Origin of the sequence: Actinokineospora enzanensis DSM 44649 (assembly GCF_000374445.1) — a bacterium.
In the GTDB taxonomy this organism is placed as follows: domain Bacteria; phylum Actinomycetota; class Actinomycetes; order Mycobacteriales; family Pseudonocardiaceae; genus Actinokineospora; species Actinokineospora enzanensis.
Genome location: NZ_KB894403.1, coordinates 584887 through 604627, shown reverse-complemented (window position 1 = coordinate 604627; position 19741 = coordinate 584887). Strand labels below are relative to the sequence as shown.

The 19741-nt window shown below is 71.4% G+C and carries 11 protein-coding genes; 7 read left to right on the top strand and 4 right to left on the bottom strand.

Annotated elements, in window-relative coordinates:
• The first annotated feature begins 38 nt into the window (after positions 1 to 38).
• Genes C503_RS0102480 through C503_RS0102470 form a run of 3 tightly spaced genes read left to right on the top strand, consistent with a single transcriptional unit; the run spans position 39 to position 6692 of the window.
• Positions 39 to 1208 carry an ATP-binding protein gene (locus C503_RS0102480; protein ID WP_018680619.1) on the top strand — a complete coding sequence of 390 codons (1170 nt, stop codon included), beginning with the start codon at positions 39 to 41 and terminating at the stop codon, positions 1206 to 1208.
• Complete coding sequence (locus C503_RS0102475; protein WP_018680618.1) at positions 1192 to 5016, top strand: DUF5682 family protein; 3825 nt, start codon at positions 1192 to 1194, stop codon at positions 5014 to 5016. The genes C503_RS0102480 and C503_RS0102475 overlap by 17 nt, the downstream gene beginning before the upstream one ends.
• Positions 5013 to 6692: a hypothetical protein gene (locus tag C503_RS0102470; RefSeq protein WP_018680617.1), complete on the top strand. Its 1680-nt coding sequence runs from the start codon at positions 5013 to 5015 to the stop codon at positions 6690 to 6692. Before C503_RS0102475 ends, C503_RS0102470 begins: the two co-directional genes overlap by 4 nt.
• A gap of 34 nt (positions 6693 to 6726) precedes the next feature.
• Here C503_RS0102470 and C503_RS0102465 read toward each other — a convergent pair whose 3' ends face one another.
• Positions 6727 to 7410, bottom strand: coding sequence for a LysR family substrate-binding domain-containing protein (locus C503_RS0102465; RefSeq protein ID WP_018680616.1), 684 nt, complete (start codon positions 7408 to 7410; stop codon positions 6727 to 6729).
• A gap of 57 nt (positions 7411 to 7467) precedes the next feature.
• On the opposite strand from C503_RS0102465, the gene C503_RS0102460 reads away from it, so the two are divergent.
• Together C503_RS0102460 and C503_RS0102455 are read left to right on the top strand one after the other, a co-directional pair.
• The gene (locus tag C503_RS0102460) at positions 7468 to 7854 is read left to right on the top strand and encodes a DUF5997 family protein (protein WP_026315906.1); all 387 of its coding nucleotides are present in this window, start codon (positions 7468 to 7470) and stop codon (positions 7852 to 7854) included.
• A 594-nt stretch (positions 7855 to 8448) separates the two neighbouring features.
• Positions 8449 to 11829: a TM0106 family RecB-like putative nuclease gene (locus tag C503_RS0102455; RefSeq protein WP_018680614.1), complete on the top strand. Its 3381-nt coding sequence runs from the start codon at positions 8449 to 8451 to the stop codon at positions 11827 to 11829.
• Positions 11830 to 12076: 247 nt separating this feature from the next.
• Here C503_RS0102455 and dapF read toward each other — a convergent pair whose 3' ends face one another.
• From dapF to C503_RS45615, 3 genes are all read right to left on the bottom strand, one after another.
• Positions 12077 to 12946, bottom strand: coding sequence for a diaminopimelate epimerase (gene dapF / locus C503_RS0102450; protein WP_018680613.1), 870 nt, complete (start codon positions 12944 to 12946; stop codon positions 12077 to 12079).
• A 20-nt stretch (positions 12947 to 12966) separates the two neighbouring features.
• Positions 12967 to 16956 carry a Pls/PosA family non-ribosomal peptide synthetase gene (locus tag C503_RS37555; RefSeq protein WP_169514484.1) on the bottom strand — a complete coding sequence of 1330 codons (3990 nt, stop codon included), beginning with the start codon at positions 16954 to 16956 and terminating at the stop codon, positions 12967 to 12969.
• Between the two features lie 677 nt (positions 16957 to 17633).
• The gene (locus C503_RS45615) at positions 17634 to 17801 is read right to left on the bottom strand and encodes a hypothetical protein (RefSeq protein ID WP_156892905.1); all 168 of its coding nucleotides are present in this window, start codon (positions 17799 to 17801) and stop codon (positions 17634 to 17636) included.
• Between the two features lie 365 nt (positions 17802 to 18166).
• Here C503_RS45615 and C503_RS0102440 point away from each other — a divergent pair, with 365 nt between their 5' ends.
• Together C503_RS0102440 and C503_RS37550 are read left to right on the top strand one after the other, a co-directional pair.
• The gene (locus tag C503_RS0102440) at positions 18167 to 19387 is read left to right on the top strand and encodes a CaiB/BaiF CoA transferase family protein (RefSeq protein WP_018680611.1); all 1221 of its coding nucleotides are present in this window, start codon (positions 18167 to 18169) and stop codon (positions 19385 to 19387) included.
• Complete coding sequence (locus C503_RS37550) at positions 19368 to 19736, top strand: ApeI family dehydratase (RefSeq protein ID WP_018680610.1); 369 nt, start codon at positions 19368 to 19370, stop codon at positions 19734 to 19736. Before C503_RS0102440 ends, C503_RS37550 begins: the two co-directional genes overlap by 20 nt.
• Positions 19737 to 19741: the final 5 nt, after the last annotated feature.

Below are 19741 nucleotides of genomic sequence, written 5' to 3'. Positions count from 1 at the left end.
GCCCGGTCGGACTTTTCACGCACGAAGGGGTGCCGCTCATGACCGCGACCGACGTGTCCACGCCCGCCGCGCGCCAGGTCGACCCGGCCGAGGACGCCCACCGCGCGGAACTGGCGTTCCTCGCCGCATACGACGACGGGCCACGGCCGCCGGGATGGCGGCTCACGCCATGGGCGGTCGTCACCTTCGTCATGGGCACCGACCCGGGTGGGGCGCCGTTGGCCCTGCCCCGACCGGTGGACGGCCTGCCCGCGCGACTGGCGATCACGCCCAAGTTCGTGGGGGACCGGGCACTGGTGGAGCGGGCGGTGGTCACCCTGGCCGGGGAGCGCGGACTGCTGCTGGTCGGCGAACCGGGCACGGCCAAGTCGATGCTGTCGGAGCTGCTGGCCGCCGCGGTGTCCGGCACCAGCCAGCTCGTGGTGCAGGGCACCGCGGGCACCACCGAGGACCAGCTGCGATACGGCTGGAACTACGCGCTGCTGCTCGCCGAGGGACCGAGCCTGCGCGCCCTGGTGCCCTCGCCGGTGCTGACCGCCATGCGCACCGGCGGCGTGGTACGGGTCGAGGAGGTGACCCGGTGCCTGCCGGAGGTGCAGGACGCGCTGGTGTCGATCCTGTCCGACCGCCGCGTCGCCGTGCCCGAACTGTCCGGCACCGCCGCCGCCACCGTGCACGCGGCCCCCGGCTTCACCGTGATCGCCACCGCGAACCTGCGCGACCGCGGCGTCTCGGAGATGTCCGCCGCCCTCAAACGTCGCTTCAACTTCGAGGCGGTCGGCCCCATCGGCGACCTCACCGCCGAGATCGCCCTGGTACGCAGGCAGGCCACCGCCGCGCTGGAGCGGGTCCGAGCCCCGTTCGCCATCGACGACATCGTGCTGGAGGCCCTGGTCACCGCCTTCCGCGACCTGCGCGCGGGCATCTCGGTCGAGGGCTGGGCGGTCGAACGCCCCACCACGGTCATGAGCACCGCCGAGGCCGTCTCGGTGGCCACCTCACTCGGCCTGTCCCAGGCCTACTTCACCGGCGACCGCGACCCGCTCGCCCTGCTCCCCGGCCACCTGCTCGGCGTCGTACGCAAGGACGACCCCACCGACGCCGCCCGCCTCCTGTCCTACTGGGATGGAGCGGTCCGCCGTCGCGCCGAGTCCGGCACACACACCTGGCGCCGCCTCTGGGACCTCCGCGATGTCCTCGACACCTGACACCCTCGCCGCCCTGGCGGCCCACCGCCACCCCTACCTGATCGGCGTCCGCCACCACTCGCCCGCCCTCGCCGCCGTCATCCCCGCCCTGCTGACGGCCGCCGCACCCGACGTCGTCCTCATCGAACTGCCCGAGGAACTGGGGGAGTGGCTCGCACACCTGGCGGACCCCCGGCTGAAGACCCCGGTAGCCCTGTCGGCTGCCCGAAAGGACGGCGGCTCCCTGGCCTTCTACCCCTTCGCCGACTTCTCCCCGGAACTCGCCGCCATCCGCTGGGCCCACGCCACCGGCGTCGAAGTCCGAACCTGCGACCTCCCCCTCTCCCACCGCCCCCGCGACGACGAGCCTCCGGTGTCCGCCCCGACGCCGCTGTCGGACGCCCTCCGCCGCAAGATCACCGGCCGCCCCGACGACGACCTATGGGACCGCCTCGTCGAGGCAACCGCCCTCACCCAATCCCCGGAGTCCATCCGCCACGCCGCCCTCTACGTCGGCTGGGCCCTCCGCACCGACACCCCACCGACCACCGCCGACCTCCACCGCGAAGCCTGGATGCGCCACACCATCGCGGACCTGGGCGACCGACGATGCGCCGCCGTCATCGGCTCCTTCCACGCCACGGCCTTGCTGCCCGACCAACCGGCCACACCGGACGGAAGCGGTGGCCCATACAACATCAGGACTGTTGCCTCGGCTCGCCCCGACTTGCCGGATGCCGCGATCAAGCCGGCCAACTCCGACCACGTGCCTCCTACAGCGATTCGTGACAAGACGGACTCATCAAGTACCAGCCCGAGCGAGATCGTCACCGCCCTCGTCCCCTACACCTTCGCCATGCTCGACGAACGTTCCGGCTACCCGGCAGGCATCCGCGACCCGGAGTGGCAACAGGCGATCCTCGACGCCGCGGGTGACCCGGAGGCGGTGGCGGCCGCCGCCGCGCGGGTGATCGTCGAGATCTGCGCCCGCGTCCGCGAACTGGGGCATCCGGCAGGCCCAGGCGAAGCTCGCGAAACCCTCCGCCTCGCCGTCGATCTCGCCCGTCTGCGCGGCCTGCCCGCCCCGGGCCGCGGCGAGGTGGTCGAGGCGATCCAGACCGTCCTCACCCACGCCGATCCCCTCGGCCGTGGCCGGGTCGTGGCCCGCGCCGCCGGGGACGTCCTCGTCGGTCGCCGCACCGGCGGCCTGGCCCCCGGCACTCCGCGCTCCGGCCTGGCCCCCTCGGTCGAAACCCTGCTCGCCGACCTCCGCCTCCCCGGCCCGGACACCCGCGACCCGGTCGACCTGCGCCTCGACCCCCTCCGCTCCGACCTCGACGCCCGCCGCGAGATCACCCTCCGCCGACTCGCCCTCCTCGGCGTCCCCTACGCCACCCCGACCGCGACCACCGGAACCGGCGGCGCCGACGCCCTCACCACTCGCTGGACCGTCGCCTGGACCCCGGCCACCGCCGCCACTCTCCCCGTCGCAGGCCTATGGGGCCCCACTCTCGCTTTGGCCGCCGCAGGCCACCTCCACTCCCGACACACCGACCGCGACGACCACACCCCGACCGACGTGATCACCGACCTGACCAACGCCGCCCACTGCGCCTTCCCCAACCTCTTACCGACCCTCCTCGACACCGCCGCCACGACCCTCCCCGCCGCGGCAACCCTCCCCGACATCCTCACCACCCTCGACCTCCTCGACCGCCTCCGCGCAGGCCACTTCCCCGGCATCCCCCCACTCACACCCCACCCCACCAACCATTCGCCCACCAACGCCACCCCACCCGACACCTCGAAACCCGATACGGCCAGCACCCCAGGCGCCATCCCCCCACACCAAGACTTTTCACCTCGCGCCACCGACCCCACCAAGTCGCGCCAGAACGCGGCATCGACCCCCGGACGTACCGAGTCGCCCGCCCACAACGATCTGCCCCATCGTGTAGCCGATCTGGTCCGAGAACTGGAGACGGCCGCCGTCACCCAGGTCGACGGCCTGGCCGGTTCCGACAGCGCCGCCGACGCCCGCTCCCTGGTCGAACTCGGCAGACGCCACGATCAACACGGCACCGGCCTCCGCCTGGCCTCCGCTCTACGCGCACTCACCGACCGCGGGGCCCCGATGATCGCCGGGGCCGCCTGCGCCACCCGCGTCCTCCTGGGCCTGCTCGACCCCGCCGACCTCGGTGACCGGGCAGCGTCCCTTGTGGACAACGCCACCACTCCCGATGGCCGCGACACCCTCCGGGCGTTCCTGACCGGCGCCCTGGCCGCCGCCGAGCCCCTGCTGGAAGCTCCCGAGGCATTCCTCCCCTTGGTGGACCGGGTCACCGAGCTGCCCGACCGCGACTTCCTCGACCGCCTCCCGGCTCTTCGCGCCGCCTTCGCCACGGTCGGGCCGACGCCGCGTCGGCGGCTGGCCGACATCGTCGGGCAGTACACCGGGACGCGCGTCGACATCGCTGTCTCCGGCGATCCGCAGGTGGTCGCCGGATGGCTGATGGCCGAGCAGGACGCTCTCGACGTTCTGACCATCCGGGCCCTCCGTACTGCCCGGCCGGGTGCCGGGCAGGACGCTCCCGAGTCGGCGACTCGCGATGCGGTGGATCCGGCTGGCCGCGCGCACCTCCTTATCACGCAACAAATGACACGCCGAGGGGCATTCCCGGTCGACGGCTCTCGATCCGGTGAAGCGGATGTCGCGCTGGGTGTCGGCGGCGGGGTCGAGGCCGGGATGCGATGGCGATTGGTGTTGGGGATCGAGGACCAGCGGGGCGATCGCCGGCACGCACGGTATTCGGCTGTGCTGGACGAATTGTACGGGATGGATCGGGGCGAGGGAGCCGACCGACACGGGATCGGGGTAGGCCGAGGGACACCGTTCCCGGACACGCGCGAGTGGGCCGAGGAGCTGCGGTTGTTGTTCGGAGACCGTGTCCGCGAAGAGGTTCTGGCTGCGGCTGTCGAGGGCGGACGGGCCGACGCGGCGTTGCACCTCGATGCCGACACGGTCCGGCCGTCCGTCGATCTATTGCGGACAGTGCTATCTCTCGCGGGCGGACTGGCAGAGGACACGCTCGCGCGGTTGAGGCCGTTGGTGGCGAGGCTCGTGCGTGAGTTGGCCGCGCAACTCGCGGTTCGGCTCACGCCTGCGTTGACCGGGATTCGGTTGCCCAGGCCCAGTCGGCGGCCGGGAGGTGGGTTGGATCTCCGACGGACGGTGCGGGCCAATCTCGCCACCGCGCGTCGGGGTGCGGACGGTCGGCTCATTGTGGTGCCGGACCGTCCGATTTTTCGGACCAGGGCGACTCGGAGCAATGACTGGCGACTGGTGCTCGTGGTCGACGTGTCCGGGTCCATGGAGGCCTCGACGGTGTGGGCCGCGCTCACGGCCGCCGTGTTCGCCGGGGTGCCCGCGTTGACCACGCACTTCCTCGCCTTCTCCACCGAGATCATCGACCTCACCGACCACGTCGCAGACCCCTTGTCACTGCTGCTGGAGGTTCGCGTCGGCGGCGGCACCGACATCACGGGCGCGTTGCAGCACGCCCGCTCAATGGTCACGGTGCCGGAGCGCACGCTCATGGTCGTGGTCAGCGACTTCGAGGAAGGCGGCCCTGTCGGCCCGCTGCTCGCCCAGGTCCGGGATCTCGTCGCCGCAGGCGTCACCCTCCTCGGGTGCGCGAGCCTCGACGACACCGGCACGGCCCGCTACAGCACCTCCGTCGCGGGTGGGCTGGCCGCGGCGGGTATGCCGGTCGCGGCGCTGAGTCCGTTGGAGCTGGCCAGGTGGGTGGGGGAGAAGGTGCGCGGATGACCACACTTCCACCGGCACTCCCCGGTGTCGTCCCGGATGTCCTCGACACCCTGCCGCCTCGCCTGCGCAAACGGGTCGATGCTGCGCTCGATCGCGTGCACGAGTGGACGATCGAGGTCGCGAACGAAAGTGCCCGCGCGGCCCTCGCCGACGACACCGTGCTCACCTGGACACTCCACAATGGAGTGTTGACGGCCGCCGGGGACCTGGCCTGCACCTGCCTCCTGGCCCCCAAGTGCCTCCATCGCGCCCTTGCGGCCGCAGGCGCTCCGATCGCCGAGCCGGATCATGCCCCGCAGCCGGAGGAATCGCAGCCGGTCTCCGAGGTCGAAGCGATCCTGCGTCCGGAGCCGGTGCAAGAACGCGAACGCGTCGCTGCCACCGCGTTGTGGCGCGCTTGCGCCGAGATCCTCCGAGTGGGCGTGACCGCGAGCGGTGCCGTCGTCCGGGGCGAATTGCTCCGAGCTGTGCACTCCGCGCGAGTCGTGGGTTTGCACCGAGCCGCGGCGGCCGGTATTCGCGTGGCCACGGGCCTGGCCGAGGCCAAGGCCGGGTCATCGGCTTTCGATCGCGAGACCCTGGCGACTGATCTCGTCGAGGTCATGCTCCTCTGTCACGACCTCCGCAGGGGCACGGGCGACACCGACCGTGGCACCGCGCGGCGCGAATACCGCCCGATCGGCGCGCTCCGATTGCACGGCCTGTGCACCGAGGCAATCGTGACCACCTCGGGTCACGCGGGCGTCGTCACCCACCTCGCCGACTCGGACGGAACACTGTGGACAGTTCAGGCGGTCCGCCCGGGTGGCCTCGAACGCGCCATCCTGACCGCCGACGGACCGGTGGCCCTCGGAGAATCCGGCCTCACGCACCGAGAACTCGGACGGTCAGGCCTCGTGGTTTCCGGAGCAACCCGCTCCCCGGACAACCGATTGGGCGCCGGACGACAAGTCCGCGCGGTCTCGGCCACGACCGTCACCTGGCACGAGGACCCGTTGACGAGCCTCTGGGACCAGCCCCTCCCGGATCAACTGGCGCGCGCCCACACGTCCCCGGACGACCTTCTCTTCCTCACCGGCACGATCATCGGCCCCACCCGGACCGCGCTACGCCTCCGACTGGACACCGGAACCGACGTCGACCTCACCGGCACCACCGCCACGGCCCGCGACAACCTCAGACTCCTCGCCGAGGCCCCCGACCTGTCGTTACGGGTGATCGCCCGCCTCGTCCCCGACCAGCCCACGACCGCCGTCGCGCTGGCCGTCGCCGGAGACCTCGCCGTCTCCCGCCATGTCGACCTCACCATCGACCAACTGCAACGTTCACACCTGCGCGGACGCACCCCCACAGCCATCCTGACCGAGCACACGCCCGAGCCGTCCCCGACCGGCCTGCTCACCACCGTCGTACACCGCGTGGTCCTCGGCGGTCGAGCCGTCGCCGCCCTGCCGTCCACGGCGCGCGACGTCCGGACGCTGTCCAGGATCGGCCTGACCGCCACCGCCGACATCCTCGACGACCTGGCCGAACAGGCCCGCGACCGGGAACGCGATGTGTTCGGCAGGGTGATCGCCGACGAGACCGACGCCTTCCCGCTTGCCTGGTTGACCGCCGCCGTGCACGCCCGCGAGTTCACCCGCGCGACCATCCGCCGCAGCTGGCTTACCCCATGACCCAATACGTCGGCCGCGAGGTGCATGGACAACGCTAACGGCGGCGAGGCTTCCCCCGCTGCGGCACACGCCGCTTCTCGGGCTGCTTGGGCTGCGCGGGAGCCGGTTGACGCCCCCGCGTGCTGTTCACGGTCCGCCCCCGGACGATCCCGATGAACTCCTCGATCGCATCCGTGGTCTCCTCCTCCAACCACGACAGCGCAACCTGTGACTGCGGCACGTCCGAGATAGTCCGGTACGTCAGGTCCCGCCGATGATGCAACCGCGCCAACGACTGCGGCACCACCAACAGCCCCACCCCGGCCGCGACCAACTCGATCGCGTCCCCCGTAGTCGCAGGGCGTTCCACGGCACGCAGCCCCGGCGGTACCTCCCAGCTCAGTGTGTCGTCCACGGGATGCAGCACCAGCTCGTCCGCGATGTCCGCGGGCGCCACCTCGTCCGCCGCCGCGACCAGATGGTCCTTCGGGACGACCACCACACTCACCTCGGTGTAGAGCGGGATCGCGTGCAGCCCCGTTCGGTCTGTCGGCAGCCGCAGCAGCACCGCGTCCACGCCGCCGTCGCGTACCAGGTCGGCCGCCTCGGCGGCGGACACCGGCACCAGCTCCAGCGGATGGCCCGGCGAGCGCTCCTCCCACAGCCGCACCCACTTGCCCGGCGTCACCCCCGGCACATAGCCGAGCCGGAACGGGGACGGGACATCCGGGCTGGTCACGCGCCCAGATTACCGGGCGTGACCGGCCCCGCGGCAGGCGCCCGGTACCCTGCACGCATGAGTTCGCCGCGCAAGTCCTCCCAATCGATGAAACCCGCCACCGCGGCGAAGAAACTGGGCGTCTACCTGCAGGCCACCCCGGACGAGTTCCAACAGGGCGTCGTCTCCCGCGAGGAACTGAACGCCCTCCAGGCCGACCCGCCGGACTGGCTGCGCGACCTGCGCCGCAACGGCCCGCACCCGCGCCCCGTCGTGGCCGCCAAGCTGCGCATCTCCATCGGCGGCCTCACCCGCGCGGGCCTCACCGAGCCGCTCACCACCGAGCAGATCGAGGCACTGAAGTCGGAGAACCCGGACTGGCTGCAGCGCGAGCGCGCGACCCAGGTCGAGGTCCGCAAGGAGGCCGAGCGGTTCAAGGTGGAGAAGCCCAACCCGCGCTCCTGATCCCCGTCGCGGACTTCCCGTCAAGGCCCGCGCTGCGGGTGTGGACGCGCCCGTGGGGATGTGGACAACCTGATGGGGACCCCCGAACTCCAGCCCGGGGCATGGACCGGATGCACGGGTGAGTGGCGATCTTGGCTGTGGATGGACTCCGCGGGTAGGCCCGGTCAAGGGTGCGGGGCGGGTTGGGGATGTATCGCCGGGATGTGGACAACCGGCTGGGGGATCCCCGGATTTCTACGTTACCGCTGATAAGCGACGCTGCGCGCGAAGCTGTCCACAGGAGCCGGTGGCGTGCAGGCTCGTCAAGTGGCGGTGTGGGGTTGGGGATCGTGCAGCAAGGCTGTGGACAACTCGCTGGGGACCCCCGATTTCTATTCTACCGGGGGCGAATGCACAGGTGGAAGCCGTGGCGGCGGGTGCCTGTGGATAAGTCGGCCGGTGTCGGAGGCGATCAAGGGGCCAGGGCGGGAGCGAGGACGAGGGCTCTCCGCGTGGGCTTGGTGGCGTTCTGTCGTCGCGTAGAAGGACACCTGTGGGGAGGTCCACGGCGTGTCCGCTTGGGACCGGGCGCCGCCGGTGGAACAGTCTCCGACGATGTATACCCCGTCGGACCTGGCTGATCTGCTGGACTGCGAGCATCGCAGCGTCCTCGCGCAGGCGCATGCCGTCGGACTGCCGGGGGCGCCCAGGCCCGGTCCGGGGCCGGACCGGCTGACCGTCAAGTACGGGCGCGAGCACGAGCTGTCCACGCTCGGGAAGATGCGAGGCCAGGTCGACGCCGTGGTGGAGATCGACACCCGGGACCCGGTGACCGGCGCGGCCGAGACAGCCGACGCTCTGCGGTCCGGGGCGCCCGTGGTCTATCAGGCGGTGTTCCACGAGGACGAGCTGGGCGACGCCGGGATGAGCGGTCGAGCCGACTTCCTGCAGCGTGACGCCGACGGTCGCTACGAGGTCTACGACACCAAGCTAGCTCGCCACGCACGCCCCTCCGCCGTGATCCAGCTGACGGCCTACGCCGACGCGCTACAGCGGGCAGGTTGGCCTGTCGGCCCGGACATGCACCTGCTCCTCGGTGACGGCAGTCGCGCCACGTTCCGGGTCGACGACTTTCTGCCGCTGCTGCACCGCCTCCGTGAACGGCTCGTGGGTCGAGCGGCAGGGTTGCCCGACCGCGCGTGGGGAGCGGAGCGTCCGGCCTGCACCGGGTGTTCGTTCGCGGAGCATTGTGCAGCCGGACGCGAAGCGGATCGGGATCTCGCGCTGGTCGCGGGAATCCGGGCCGATCAGCGGCGCAAGCTGCTCGACGCCGGGTTCGGCACCATCGACGCGCTTGCCGCCGCCGCGCCGACCGAGCGGCCCGGCACGATGTCGGTCTCGTCGTTCACCGCGTTGCGCGCGCAGGCCGCGATCCAGGTGCGACAGGACGCGACCGGCGAGGTCGCCTACGAGATCGTCGACCCGGCCGCGCTGGCCGACCTGCCCGCGCCCAGTCCCGGTGACGTGTTCTTCGACATGGAGGGCGACCCGTACGCGATCGGCGGTACGGGGCTGGAGTACCTGTTCGGCGCGGTCGCGGACAGTCGGTTCATCCCCTTCTGGGCACACACCCGCGCCGCTGAGCGGACCGCGTTCGAGGGGTTCGTCGATTTCGCGGTCGAGCGGCTGACCGCGCACCCGGGCGCGCGCGTCTACCACTACGCCCCGTACGAGTCGTCCGCGCTCAAACGCCTGGCAGCGCTGCACGGGACGCGTGAGCAGGAGGTCGACACACTCCTGCGGAACGGTGCGTTGGTCGACCTGTATGCCGTGGTGCGCAAGGCGTTGCGGGTCTCGCAGCGGTCGTACTCCATCAAGGCCCTCGAACCTCTCTACATGCCCAGCGCGCGCGAGGGCGAGGTCAAGACGGCGGCGTCGAGTATCGAGGCGTACGAGGAGTACCTGACGCTGACCGGCGCGGGTGAGACGGGGCGTGCCTGCGAGGTGCTCCAAGGTATCGCCGACTACAACGAGTACGACTGCGTGTCCACGCAGAAGCTTTTCGAGTTCCTGCACCGGGTTCGCGAGCAGGAAGGCATCGCGCTCGCGCCGCCCGCCGAGGAGTCCGAATTGGACTCGGCGCTGCGCGAGGTGCAGGACGAGGAACGGGCGCGCAAAGCGGCGGAACTGGCCGAATTGGTCGGACACCTGATCGAGGGGTTGCCCGAGGACCCGGCGGACTTCACGCCGGAGGAGCGGGCCCGCGCGTTGCTCGCCGCGTCGGTCGGCTACTACCGGCGCGAGACGAATCCGGCCTGGTGGGAGTACTTCCGGCAGCTCGCCGCGCCGATGGGGGACCTGGAGGCCGACACGTCGTGCGCGGTGCCGGTGCGGGTCGAGGCGGGGGAGTGGGTGCCGCCGAAACGCCGCAATGGCAAGGCGAAGCGGACTGTGCGGATGAGCTGCGACCCGGATCGGCCGCACCCGTTCGCGTTCGGCGACGACATCCGACTGCGCTACGGGACCGGCAGCGGGGACGGTCGGGTGATCGAGGCGTCGGCGAGTCACCTGGTCGTGGAGGAGAGTCGCGGCACGGACGAGGTCTCCGACGGGCTGCCGCAGGCCGTGCTGCCCGGCGCGCCGATCCGGCCCGCGCCCAAGGACGAGGCCGTGGAGCTGCTCGCCCGCGCGGTGGCGGACGGCCTTCCGATGCTCCCCGCGTCGCCGGGCATCGACCTGCTGCGCCGCACACCGCCCCGGCTGCGTGGTGGCGGCGCGTTGCCCGATCCCGGCACGGACCTGGTGCGCACGGTGATCGAGACCGTGGACCGGCTGGACGGGTCGACGCTGGCCGTGCAGGGGCCGCCGGGCGCGGGCAAGACCTACCTGGCGGGCCGGTTGATCGCGCACCTGGTGAAGTCCGGCCGCACCGTCGGCGTGACCTCGACCAGCCACAAGGCGGTGGAGAACGTGCTGTCCGCCGCCCTCGCCACCGCGCCCGACCTGCCCTGCGCGAAGCGGCCGCGCGGCAAGACCCCGGACCCGGCCGCGCCGTGGGAGCAGCCGAAGGACCTGCCGTCGCTGGCCCGGTGGCGCGCCGAGCACGACATGGGGCACCTCGTCGGTGGCACCGCGTGGAACTTCGCCAACAAGGCCCTGCGCGCGGAACCGTTCGACGTGCTGATCGTGGACGAGGCGGGCCAGTTCGCCCTCGCCGACGCGCTCGCGGTGTCCACCTGCGCCCGCAACCTCGTGCTGCTCGGCGACCCCCGCCAGCTCCCGCAGGTCGTGCAGGGCACCCACCCGCCGGGCGCGGAGGCGTCGGCATTGGGGCACCTGTTGGGCGAGAACGACATCGTGCCCCCGGAGTTGGGTTTCTTCCTCGACCAGACCCGCCGCATGCACCCGGACGTCTGCGCCCCGGTCTCCCGCCTGTCCTATGCGGGCAGGCTGCACGCGCACCCGACCGCCGCCGACCGTGCGCTCGACGGCGTCCGGCCGGGCCTCTACCTCGCCGAGATCGACCACGACGGCAACACCACGCGGTCCACCGAGGAAGCCGCCGCGCTCGTGGAGATCGTGCGGTCCCTGCACGGCCGCGCCTGGCACGACCGCGGCGAGACCCGGCCGCTGGCCGACGAGGACATCCTGGTCGTCGCGCCGTACAACCTGCAGGCGCGCGTGGTCACCCGGGCGTTGGAGCAGGCCGGTCACCCGGGGGTCCGGGTGGGGACGGTGGACCGGTTCCAGGGGCAGGAGGCCCCGGTCGTCCTCGCCACCATGACCGCGTCCTCGGCCGCGGACCTCCCGCGCGGGCTCGACTTCCTGCTCTCCCGCAACCGCCTCAACGTGGCCCTGTCCCGCGCCCAGACCCTGGCCGTCCTGCTGTGCTCGCCGCGCCTGGTCGAGGCCGATATCCGCACCATCGACCAGATGCGCCTGGTCTCCGGCATGATCGGCCTGATGAACGACGCCACGCCGTGGCCGACGTCGTAGTGCGGGCTCAGCCTGCCGGTGTGCCGAGCCAGGTGTGGAGTGGTTCCGTGAGGCCGCTCGGATATCGACGGCCCGGTGGTGCGGCGCATCCTGGACACTCTGCCGCCGGGCGTCGCGCTGGACGCCGCCTGCGGCACCGGTCGGTACGCGCGGTGGCTGGTCGACCGTGGACACCGGGTCATCGGCTCGGCGGGTCGTGTCCGGGCGGGACGGAACGGCGTCCCGCCCGGACACGGTCAGGGGGCGGTCAGGGTGTCGCGCTCACCGGGGCGTCCATGGTGAGCAGATAGCCGATCGTGCCGCTGATGAGCAGTCCGTGTTCGGACAGGTCGACCGCCATCTCGCCGCCGCGCGGGATCACGCGGATCGGGAACGGCATGCCCCATACGCGGTTGGCGACGTAGGCGGTGCCGCCGACGCCGGTGCCGCAGGCGAGGGTCTCGTCCTCGGTGCCCGGCTCGTAGGTGCGGATGCGCACCACGTCGCCGTCGCGTTGGACGAAGTCGACGTGGATGCCCTCCGGGTGGTCGAGTGCCCGGCACAGCAGCGTGTCGAACCGGAGTCGGGCGCCCTCGGTCTTCACGTCCACCGCGTCCAGGTCGTCGACCTGCACGACCAGGTGCGGCAGGGCGCTGAACACGAACCACCGGTCCGTGTCGACCTGGCGGAACTCCCGGGCCTCGCCCAGGGCCACCCGGACCTGGCCGCCCGCGGCCGATACCCACTTGAGACCGTCGTCGGTGGACACGAAGTCCTCGTCCGGCGACAGGTACCCGCGTTCGGTGCAATACCGTGTCACGCACCGCAACGCGTTGCCGCACATCTGCGAGTGCATGCCGTCGCCCTCGAAGTAGGTCATCCGCAGGAAATCGTCCACACCGGACAGGAACGCGATGCCGTCGACCCGGATGGCCGTGAAGGTCCGACAGATCTCCCGCGCCAATGCTCCGTCCACATCGGACGGAGAAAGGTCGCTGCGGTCCGCGTCGACGACCAGGATCACGTTGCCGTTGCCGTGCATGAGGGCGTACGTCAGCCTGCCCAGGTCGACGCCCTGGGCCATTCGGCCGTGCAGGCGTTCGCGGTCGAGTTCGAGCGCGCGCGGGTCGATGTCCACCACGGACTCCCTTTCGTCGTTCACAGTGGCCGGGCCGGGATGCCGCGCCAGCCGGTGGAGTCGGGCAGTACCTCGCCCTTCATCGCCAGCGAGTCGGCGTCCAGGAAGGTGTCCGCGGACACCTCGGCGTCGTAGAGGACGACCGCGTGGCTGCCGATCGTGGAGCGTGCCGACGCGGTGGAGTACGACATCTTCATCACCCGGTCCTCGAACAGGTGGGTCTGCAGGTCGGCCTCCTGGCCAACCATGGCGTCGTCGCCGATGCGGGACAGGTCGAACTCGGTGAAGGAGACGGTGTTGAGCCAGACCCGGCGGCCGATGCGCAGGCCGAGCAGCCGCATGACCGGCGCGATCCACGGTGTGCCGACGAGGTTGCCGACGAAGGTGGGCACCACGACCGCCTCGTACAGGCCGGTGATCAGCTCGGTGCCGCGTACCCAGGTGCTCCAGTACGGCTCGGTGCGCGGCCGGTACCGGCCCATGATCAGCCACTTGAGCAGCACGACCACCAGCGTCTGCGCGAACCCGATGGCCAGCGTCAGCGCGGGCAGCAGCACCGCCACCACCGGCAGCGTGAACCGGGCGAGCAGGCCGACCATGGCGTAGAAGCTCAGGAAGGTGCCCGCGGTGATCAGCATGGCGGGCAGGAACACCCGGAACAGCTCCACGAACAACCGGCCCGCCACCATGCCCCTGGTCGGCAGGTAGGTCATCTTCTCCGGGAAGTTCTGGCTGGTCTCCCGGCGCGGCAGGAAGAACGACGGCGAGCCGAGCCAGGTGGTCTCCGGGTCCATCGGCCGGTCCGCGGGCGGCACGGACATCACGCCGAGCAGGCTGTTGCTGCCCATCCGGGTGCCGCCGGGGACCAGCGCGACGTTGCCGATGAAGCTGCGGTCGGACAGCTCGGCCATGCGCAGCGCGACCCGGCCGCGGTGGTGCACCGGCGGGGAGACGATGATGCCGCCCGCCAGGAAGCACTGGTCGCCCATGGTGGTCATGTCGACGTCGAGCAGCGTCGGCACGGCGATCTCGCACCACTTGCCCACCCGCAGGCCGAGGCCGCGCAGGAACGGGATCGCGTAGAGCGTGCAGTAGATCGTCCGGACCTGGGCGACCGACATCTCCAGCAGCCGGTTGGACACCCACAGCCGCACCCCGAAGAACCCGCGGTCGGAGTGGATGCCCGGCCTGGCCCGGAACAGCACGAGCCGCTTGAACACGACCAGCACCAGGCACGTGAACACCACGAAGACCGGGCCCGACGCCACCATGCTGCCCACCGCCCAGACAAGACCGCCCTGGGCGAACGCGTAGACCATCAGGGCGCCGCTGGGCACCAGCAGGATCGTGGGCAGCAGCATGAGCAGGACGAGGCCGCCGAGGTAGCCCAGCAGCACCGACAGCCGCCAGCGGCCGTCCTCCGCGCCCTCGGCCATGGTGGCCAGCAGCTGGGGCGCCTTGGCCTGACGCCGCAGCGGCGAGCCGAGCCAGTGCTCACCGGCTGGAACCCGCATGTCGGTGTGCACCAGGGACTGGTCGCCGATCGAGGCGTTCGCGCCCACCTCGGCGCCCGCCAGGACACCGGAGCTGGCACCGATGAACGCCCCGTCGCCGACGTGCACCGGCGCGATCCGCAGCCACCCCTCCTCGACGGTGAAGGGCTCGATGCGGGAGTTGTCGCCCATGCTCACGCCGGAGCCGATCGTCACGAACCGGGGCAGGTTGACCTGCGCGGACGACAGCTGGCAGTCGCGGCCGACCGTGGCGCCCATCAGCCGCAGGTACATCGGCAGCAGCGGGGTACCCGCCAGCAGCCGCAGCGGCGCGAGCGCGGCGACCCGCTCGTAGAACCAGAACCGCAGGTAGGTCGATCCCCACAGCGGGTGGAAGCCCGGTCGCACGCCCAGCAGCACCAGCCTGCCGCCGATGATGGGCAGGCCGAAGGTCGTGATGACGAACCAGACGAGCCAAATGGGGATGAGCACGCCCAGGTTCGCCGACGAGCCCAGCAAGGAGGTGCCGATGGCCTGCGAGCCCACCTTGGCCGTCACGATGTAGGTCAGCGCGAGCGTCGGGGTCGCGAGCAGCAGCATCCACCCGTAGAGCAGTACCAGCTGGGCGAGGCCGCACCGCCACACCCGGAAGCCGGAATGACGCAGCGGAGCGGGTCTTTCGATCGCGGCCACCGAGTCGGCTGGATCGGGCGCCGCCGCCGCGGTGGTCTCGACGTAGGCGGCGAGGGTGCGGATGGTGGGGTTGCCGTAGATGTCGCCCATGGCCAGGCCGCGCAGCTCGGGGACCTCGCGCAGCTTGGAGATCACCCGCGCGGCGCTGAGCGAGTGGCCGCCCAGGTCGCAGAAGAAGTCCGCCTCGACCGAGACCTTGTCCATCTCCAGCACCCGCGCCCACACCTCGGCCACGCTGGTCTCCAGCGCGCCCCGGGGCGGCACGTGCGGGCCGGAGCTCGCGCCCAGCGGCGGGGAGACCGGGGCGGGCAGGGCCTTGCGGTTCACCTTGTCCGCGGCCAGCAGCGGGAAGCTCTCCAGCACCTCGATGTAGTTGGGGACCATGTACGGGGCGAGGCGGCGGCGCAGGGTCGAGTGCAGCCGGTCGCGAAGCTCCCCGTCGGCCTGGTCCGCGCCGTCGTCGAACAGGCCCGGCGGCTGCGGGATCAGCGTCAGGTACGCGACCAGGTGCGGCACGCCGTCCCGGTCCAGGGTCGTGACCACGGCGTTCTCCACCTCGTGGTCCTCGCGCAGCACCTGCTCGATCTCGCCCAGCTCCACCCGGTAGCCGCGGATCTTGACCTGGGTGTCCATCCGGCCGAAGAACTCGTACTCGCCCGCCGGGGTCCGCCGCCCCAGGTCGCCGGTGCGGTAGACGCGCGGCGCCTCGGCCCGGTCGCGCTCGACCGGGTTGACGATGAACCGCTCGGCGTTGAGGTCGGGGCGGTTGAGGTAGCCGATGCCGACGCTGGGGCCGCCGATGCAGATCTCGCCGGTCTCGCCGTCGGGCACCTCGCGCAGCCGCTCGTCGAGCACGTAGAAGCGGTAGGTGGGGAACGGCTTGCCGAGCGTCACCGGCTCGTCGGCGACCAGCTCGGCGCAGCTTGAGGAGACGGTGGTCTCGGTGGGGCCGTAGCAGTTGAGGATGCGCCTGCCCGGGGCCGACCACTTGCGCACCAGGTCGGCGGGCATCGCCTCGCCGCTGACCAGCAGGCAGCGCACCGACGGCGGCACGTTCTCCACGGTGGTGAGCAGCGTCGGCACGCTGCACAGCACGGTGATGCCCTGCTCGGCGATGAACTCGGTGAGCCCCTGCCCGAACCGGCGCGCGTCGTTCGGCCCGGCCACCAGGGCGGCGCCGCCCACCCAGGCGGGCCACATCTCCTCAAGGTGGAAGTCGAAGCTGATCGACATGCCCTGGTAGACGCGGTCGGTGGCGGTCACGCCGTAGATCGGGGTGGCCACGTCCAGGAAGTTGACGATGTTGGCGTGCGAGATCGCCACGCCCTTGGGCTTGCCGGTCGAGCCGGAGGTGTAGATGACGTAGGCGGGCAGCTCCGGGTCCACGTCGAGGTCGAGCCGGTCGCTCGCCTGTTCGGCCTGGGCGGCGCGCTCCTCGTCCAGCTCCAGCACCGGACAGCCGAGGTCGGCGGTGCGGTCGCGGCCGCCGGACCAGGTCACCAGGTGGGTGAGGGCGGCGTCCTCGGCCATGAACCCGACCCGGTCGGCCGGGAACGAGGTGTCGATCGGCACGTAGGCCGCGCCCGCCTTCATCACGCCCAGGATGGCGACGTAGGTGTCCAGGCAGCGGGGCAGCAGGATGCCCACGTTGTCGCCGGTCGCCACGCCGCGGGCGCGCAGCAGCCGGGCCAGCCGGTTGGCCCGCTCGTCCAGGCCGCGGTAGTCGAGCTGCTCGCCCTCGCAGACCACGGCCACCGCGTCCGGCGCGTGGTCACAGCTCAGCTCGAAGCACTCCGGTAGGGCACGGGCCCGTACGGCGGTCACCACCGCCGTGGAAGTGCGTGCCGGGGAATCCGATGTTCGCGCCATATTCCGTCCCTTGGTGAACGAGATTGGGTGGGCCGGGCTGCCCGGGTCACGTCGGCACGGCGCTCGAAATACCGCGCGCCGGTCGGACGAGGGCAGCGGCCTACTGCGCGGGGATCTGTTCGCGATCGCCGTGGAACGAGCCAAAAATAACCAGGCGATGATTGTCTTGATACCGCCATCCGGCGCGTGCGCGATGGACCGATGGCGGGACATAGTCGGTTTCTATAATATTCCCGGATGCCCCCGTCTGTGTGCCGGGATGGCCCATTTCGTCCGCTGTCGAATGGGAATTCGGCGGGAGTTCTGGGAACGTTCCAGGAAAGCGGTTCGACGAACTCCGATCGACGTGGGTCGAACGGGTGACGGCGCCTTGTTCGGCAACTGTTGAATGTGAAGCCAATTCGACGAACCGGACACCGGTCCGCGCTCGCCGGGGTCATCGGGGATGACGGTCGTTCGGGGGACATTCCCGGCGTTCGGGGGCCGAGACCATACGAAGGTCGGAAATGTGGCGGCGGACGTTTTGTTCGTCGATCGAGGGATCATCGGGACAAATGCCTGCGGCCGGTTCGGAATCCGGCGATCCGGGCGGTCGCGTCCCGTCGGTGGAAACCGCGGGAGTGCGACCGCGATCACGCGGGGGCGGCGTTCGGCAGGTCCGGTGATTTCCGGCGGCGGTGCGCGAGGTGAGCGACAATGCGGCGGCGAGCGCCTATCTCGAACAGCTGAACGACACCCACCTCATGTGGTGGTAGGTCGACGCCGCCGAGGAGTTCAAACGGCGCGTCCATGGTGAACATGGTAGGTGACGATACGAAAAGGAAGATCCTGCGTGGGACGGTGGAACTGAGGACATTCCCGTCCTTGACCGTGGCGAGTCGACGGAGAGCGAATCGGTGATAACACGCCGATTGCGTGGGGCGTCCTGAAGCCCGCCGCCGTCCGGGTGTCCTTGTTGTCCGGTGTGTCGCGTGCCGATGCCCACTCGCCGGTGCGACCGCTTTGGTTTCGTGGTGCCGAATCCGGCCACCGGCAGGGTGTCCCGGTCAGGCCGGGGACGGTGCCGGGCGGGGATGAGGGGGCGGGTGGCGGGAGGAAATCGAACACTGTTGTACAACGTGGACCCCGTTCGATGATGGCGCCTGTCCGAGGCGAGGGGAGACACGTGGACAAGCGGGAGTTCTACCGGGACGCGCGCGGTGATCGGGCAGGTCCGCTGGACGGGGTGCGGGTCCTGGAGCTGAGCAAGGTCTGGTCCGGTCCGATGGCAGGCTGCCTGCTCGCCGATCTCGGCGCCGATGTCGTCCGCGTGGAGATGCCCGGCAACCGCGAGGGCCGGATGCCGCCGGAGATCCCCGGGACCGGGCGGTCCTGGTTCCGCGAGTCCGTGCACCGCAACAAGCGCAGCGTGTCCCTGGACCTGCGCAAGCCCGAGTCCGCCGCGGTGTTCCTCGACCTCGTCGCCGGTGTGGACGTGGTGCTGGAGAACTACAAGCCGGGCACGCTCGACCGGTGGGGCATCGGGTACGCGGCCTGCGCGGCCCGGCGGCCGGGGATCGTGTTCGTGTCGATCTCGGGCTGGGGCCAGTTCGGGCCGATGGCGGACGCGCCCGGGTACGACCCGATCGCGCAGGCGGTGTCCGGGTGGATGGCGCTCAACGGTTCCGCGGACGGCCCGCCGGTGAAGGCGCCGACGTTCCTCGCCGACGACCTGGCCGGGCTGCATGCGGCGATCGGGACACTGGCGGCGTTGCGGCACCGGGACGTGACCGGCGAGGGCCAGCACGTGGACGTGTCCCTGTTGGACTCCCTGCTCTACAACAGCGGCGGCTACCTCACCCTCGGCGCCACCGACACCCCGATCCGGCGCTGGGGCGCGGAGGCCGAGTTCGTCGTCCCCGCGGGCACCTACGCCTGCGCAGACGGGCACCTCTACCTCGCCATCGCCCTGGACAAGCACTGGCGGGTGCTGGCCGACCTGATCGGACGCCCCGACCTCGCCCGCGCCGACGGCTTCGCCACCAACGAGGCCAGACGGGCCAACCGGACCGCGGTGAACGACGTCGTCGCCGCCTGGTGCGCGACCCGGCCGGTGGCCGACGCGGTGGCCGCGCTCGCCGGGGAGGGGCTGGCGGCGGCGCCGGTGCGGCGGTTCGCGGACGCGGCGGCCGACCCGCACGTCATCGAGCGGGACATGGTGCAGGAGACCGTGCTGTGCAACGGCACCACGGCACCGCTGACCGGACCGTCCATCAAGTTCTCCCGCACCCCCACCCGCGTCCGCACCGGCGCCCCCGAGCCCGGCGCGGACACCGACGACGTGCTGCGCGCGGCGGGTCTCGACACCGACCGAATCGAGGAACTCCGTGCCCTCCGCGCGATCTGAGCTGGTGGCCGCCGCCTCGGTGGCGGTCGAGGGGAGCCGGGTGCGCGCGCACACCGTCGTCGACCCGGACGAGGTCTACCTGGCCGGGCACTTTCCCGGACTCGTGGTGTTCCCCGGCGTGCTGTTCATCGACACGCTGCAGCAGGCCGTGGCGGCCGGGTTCGGGGACGTCCGCCTGGTGGCCCTGCGGTCGGTGCGGTTCGTCGCGCCGGTGGTGGCCGGGGACGGGTTCGAGGTGGACGCGGAGGTGACCGAAGCGGACGGCGTGCTGACCGCGCGGGCCGACTGTCGCCGCCGCTCGGACGGCGAGCTGACCACCCGGCTGCACGCCGAGTTCGAGCGGAGGTGACTGGT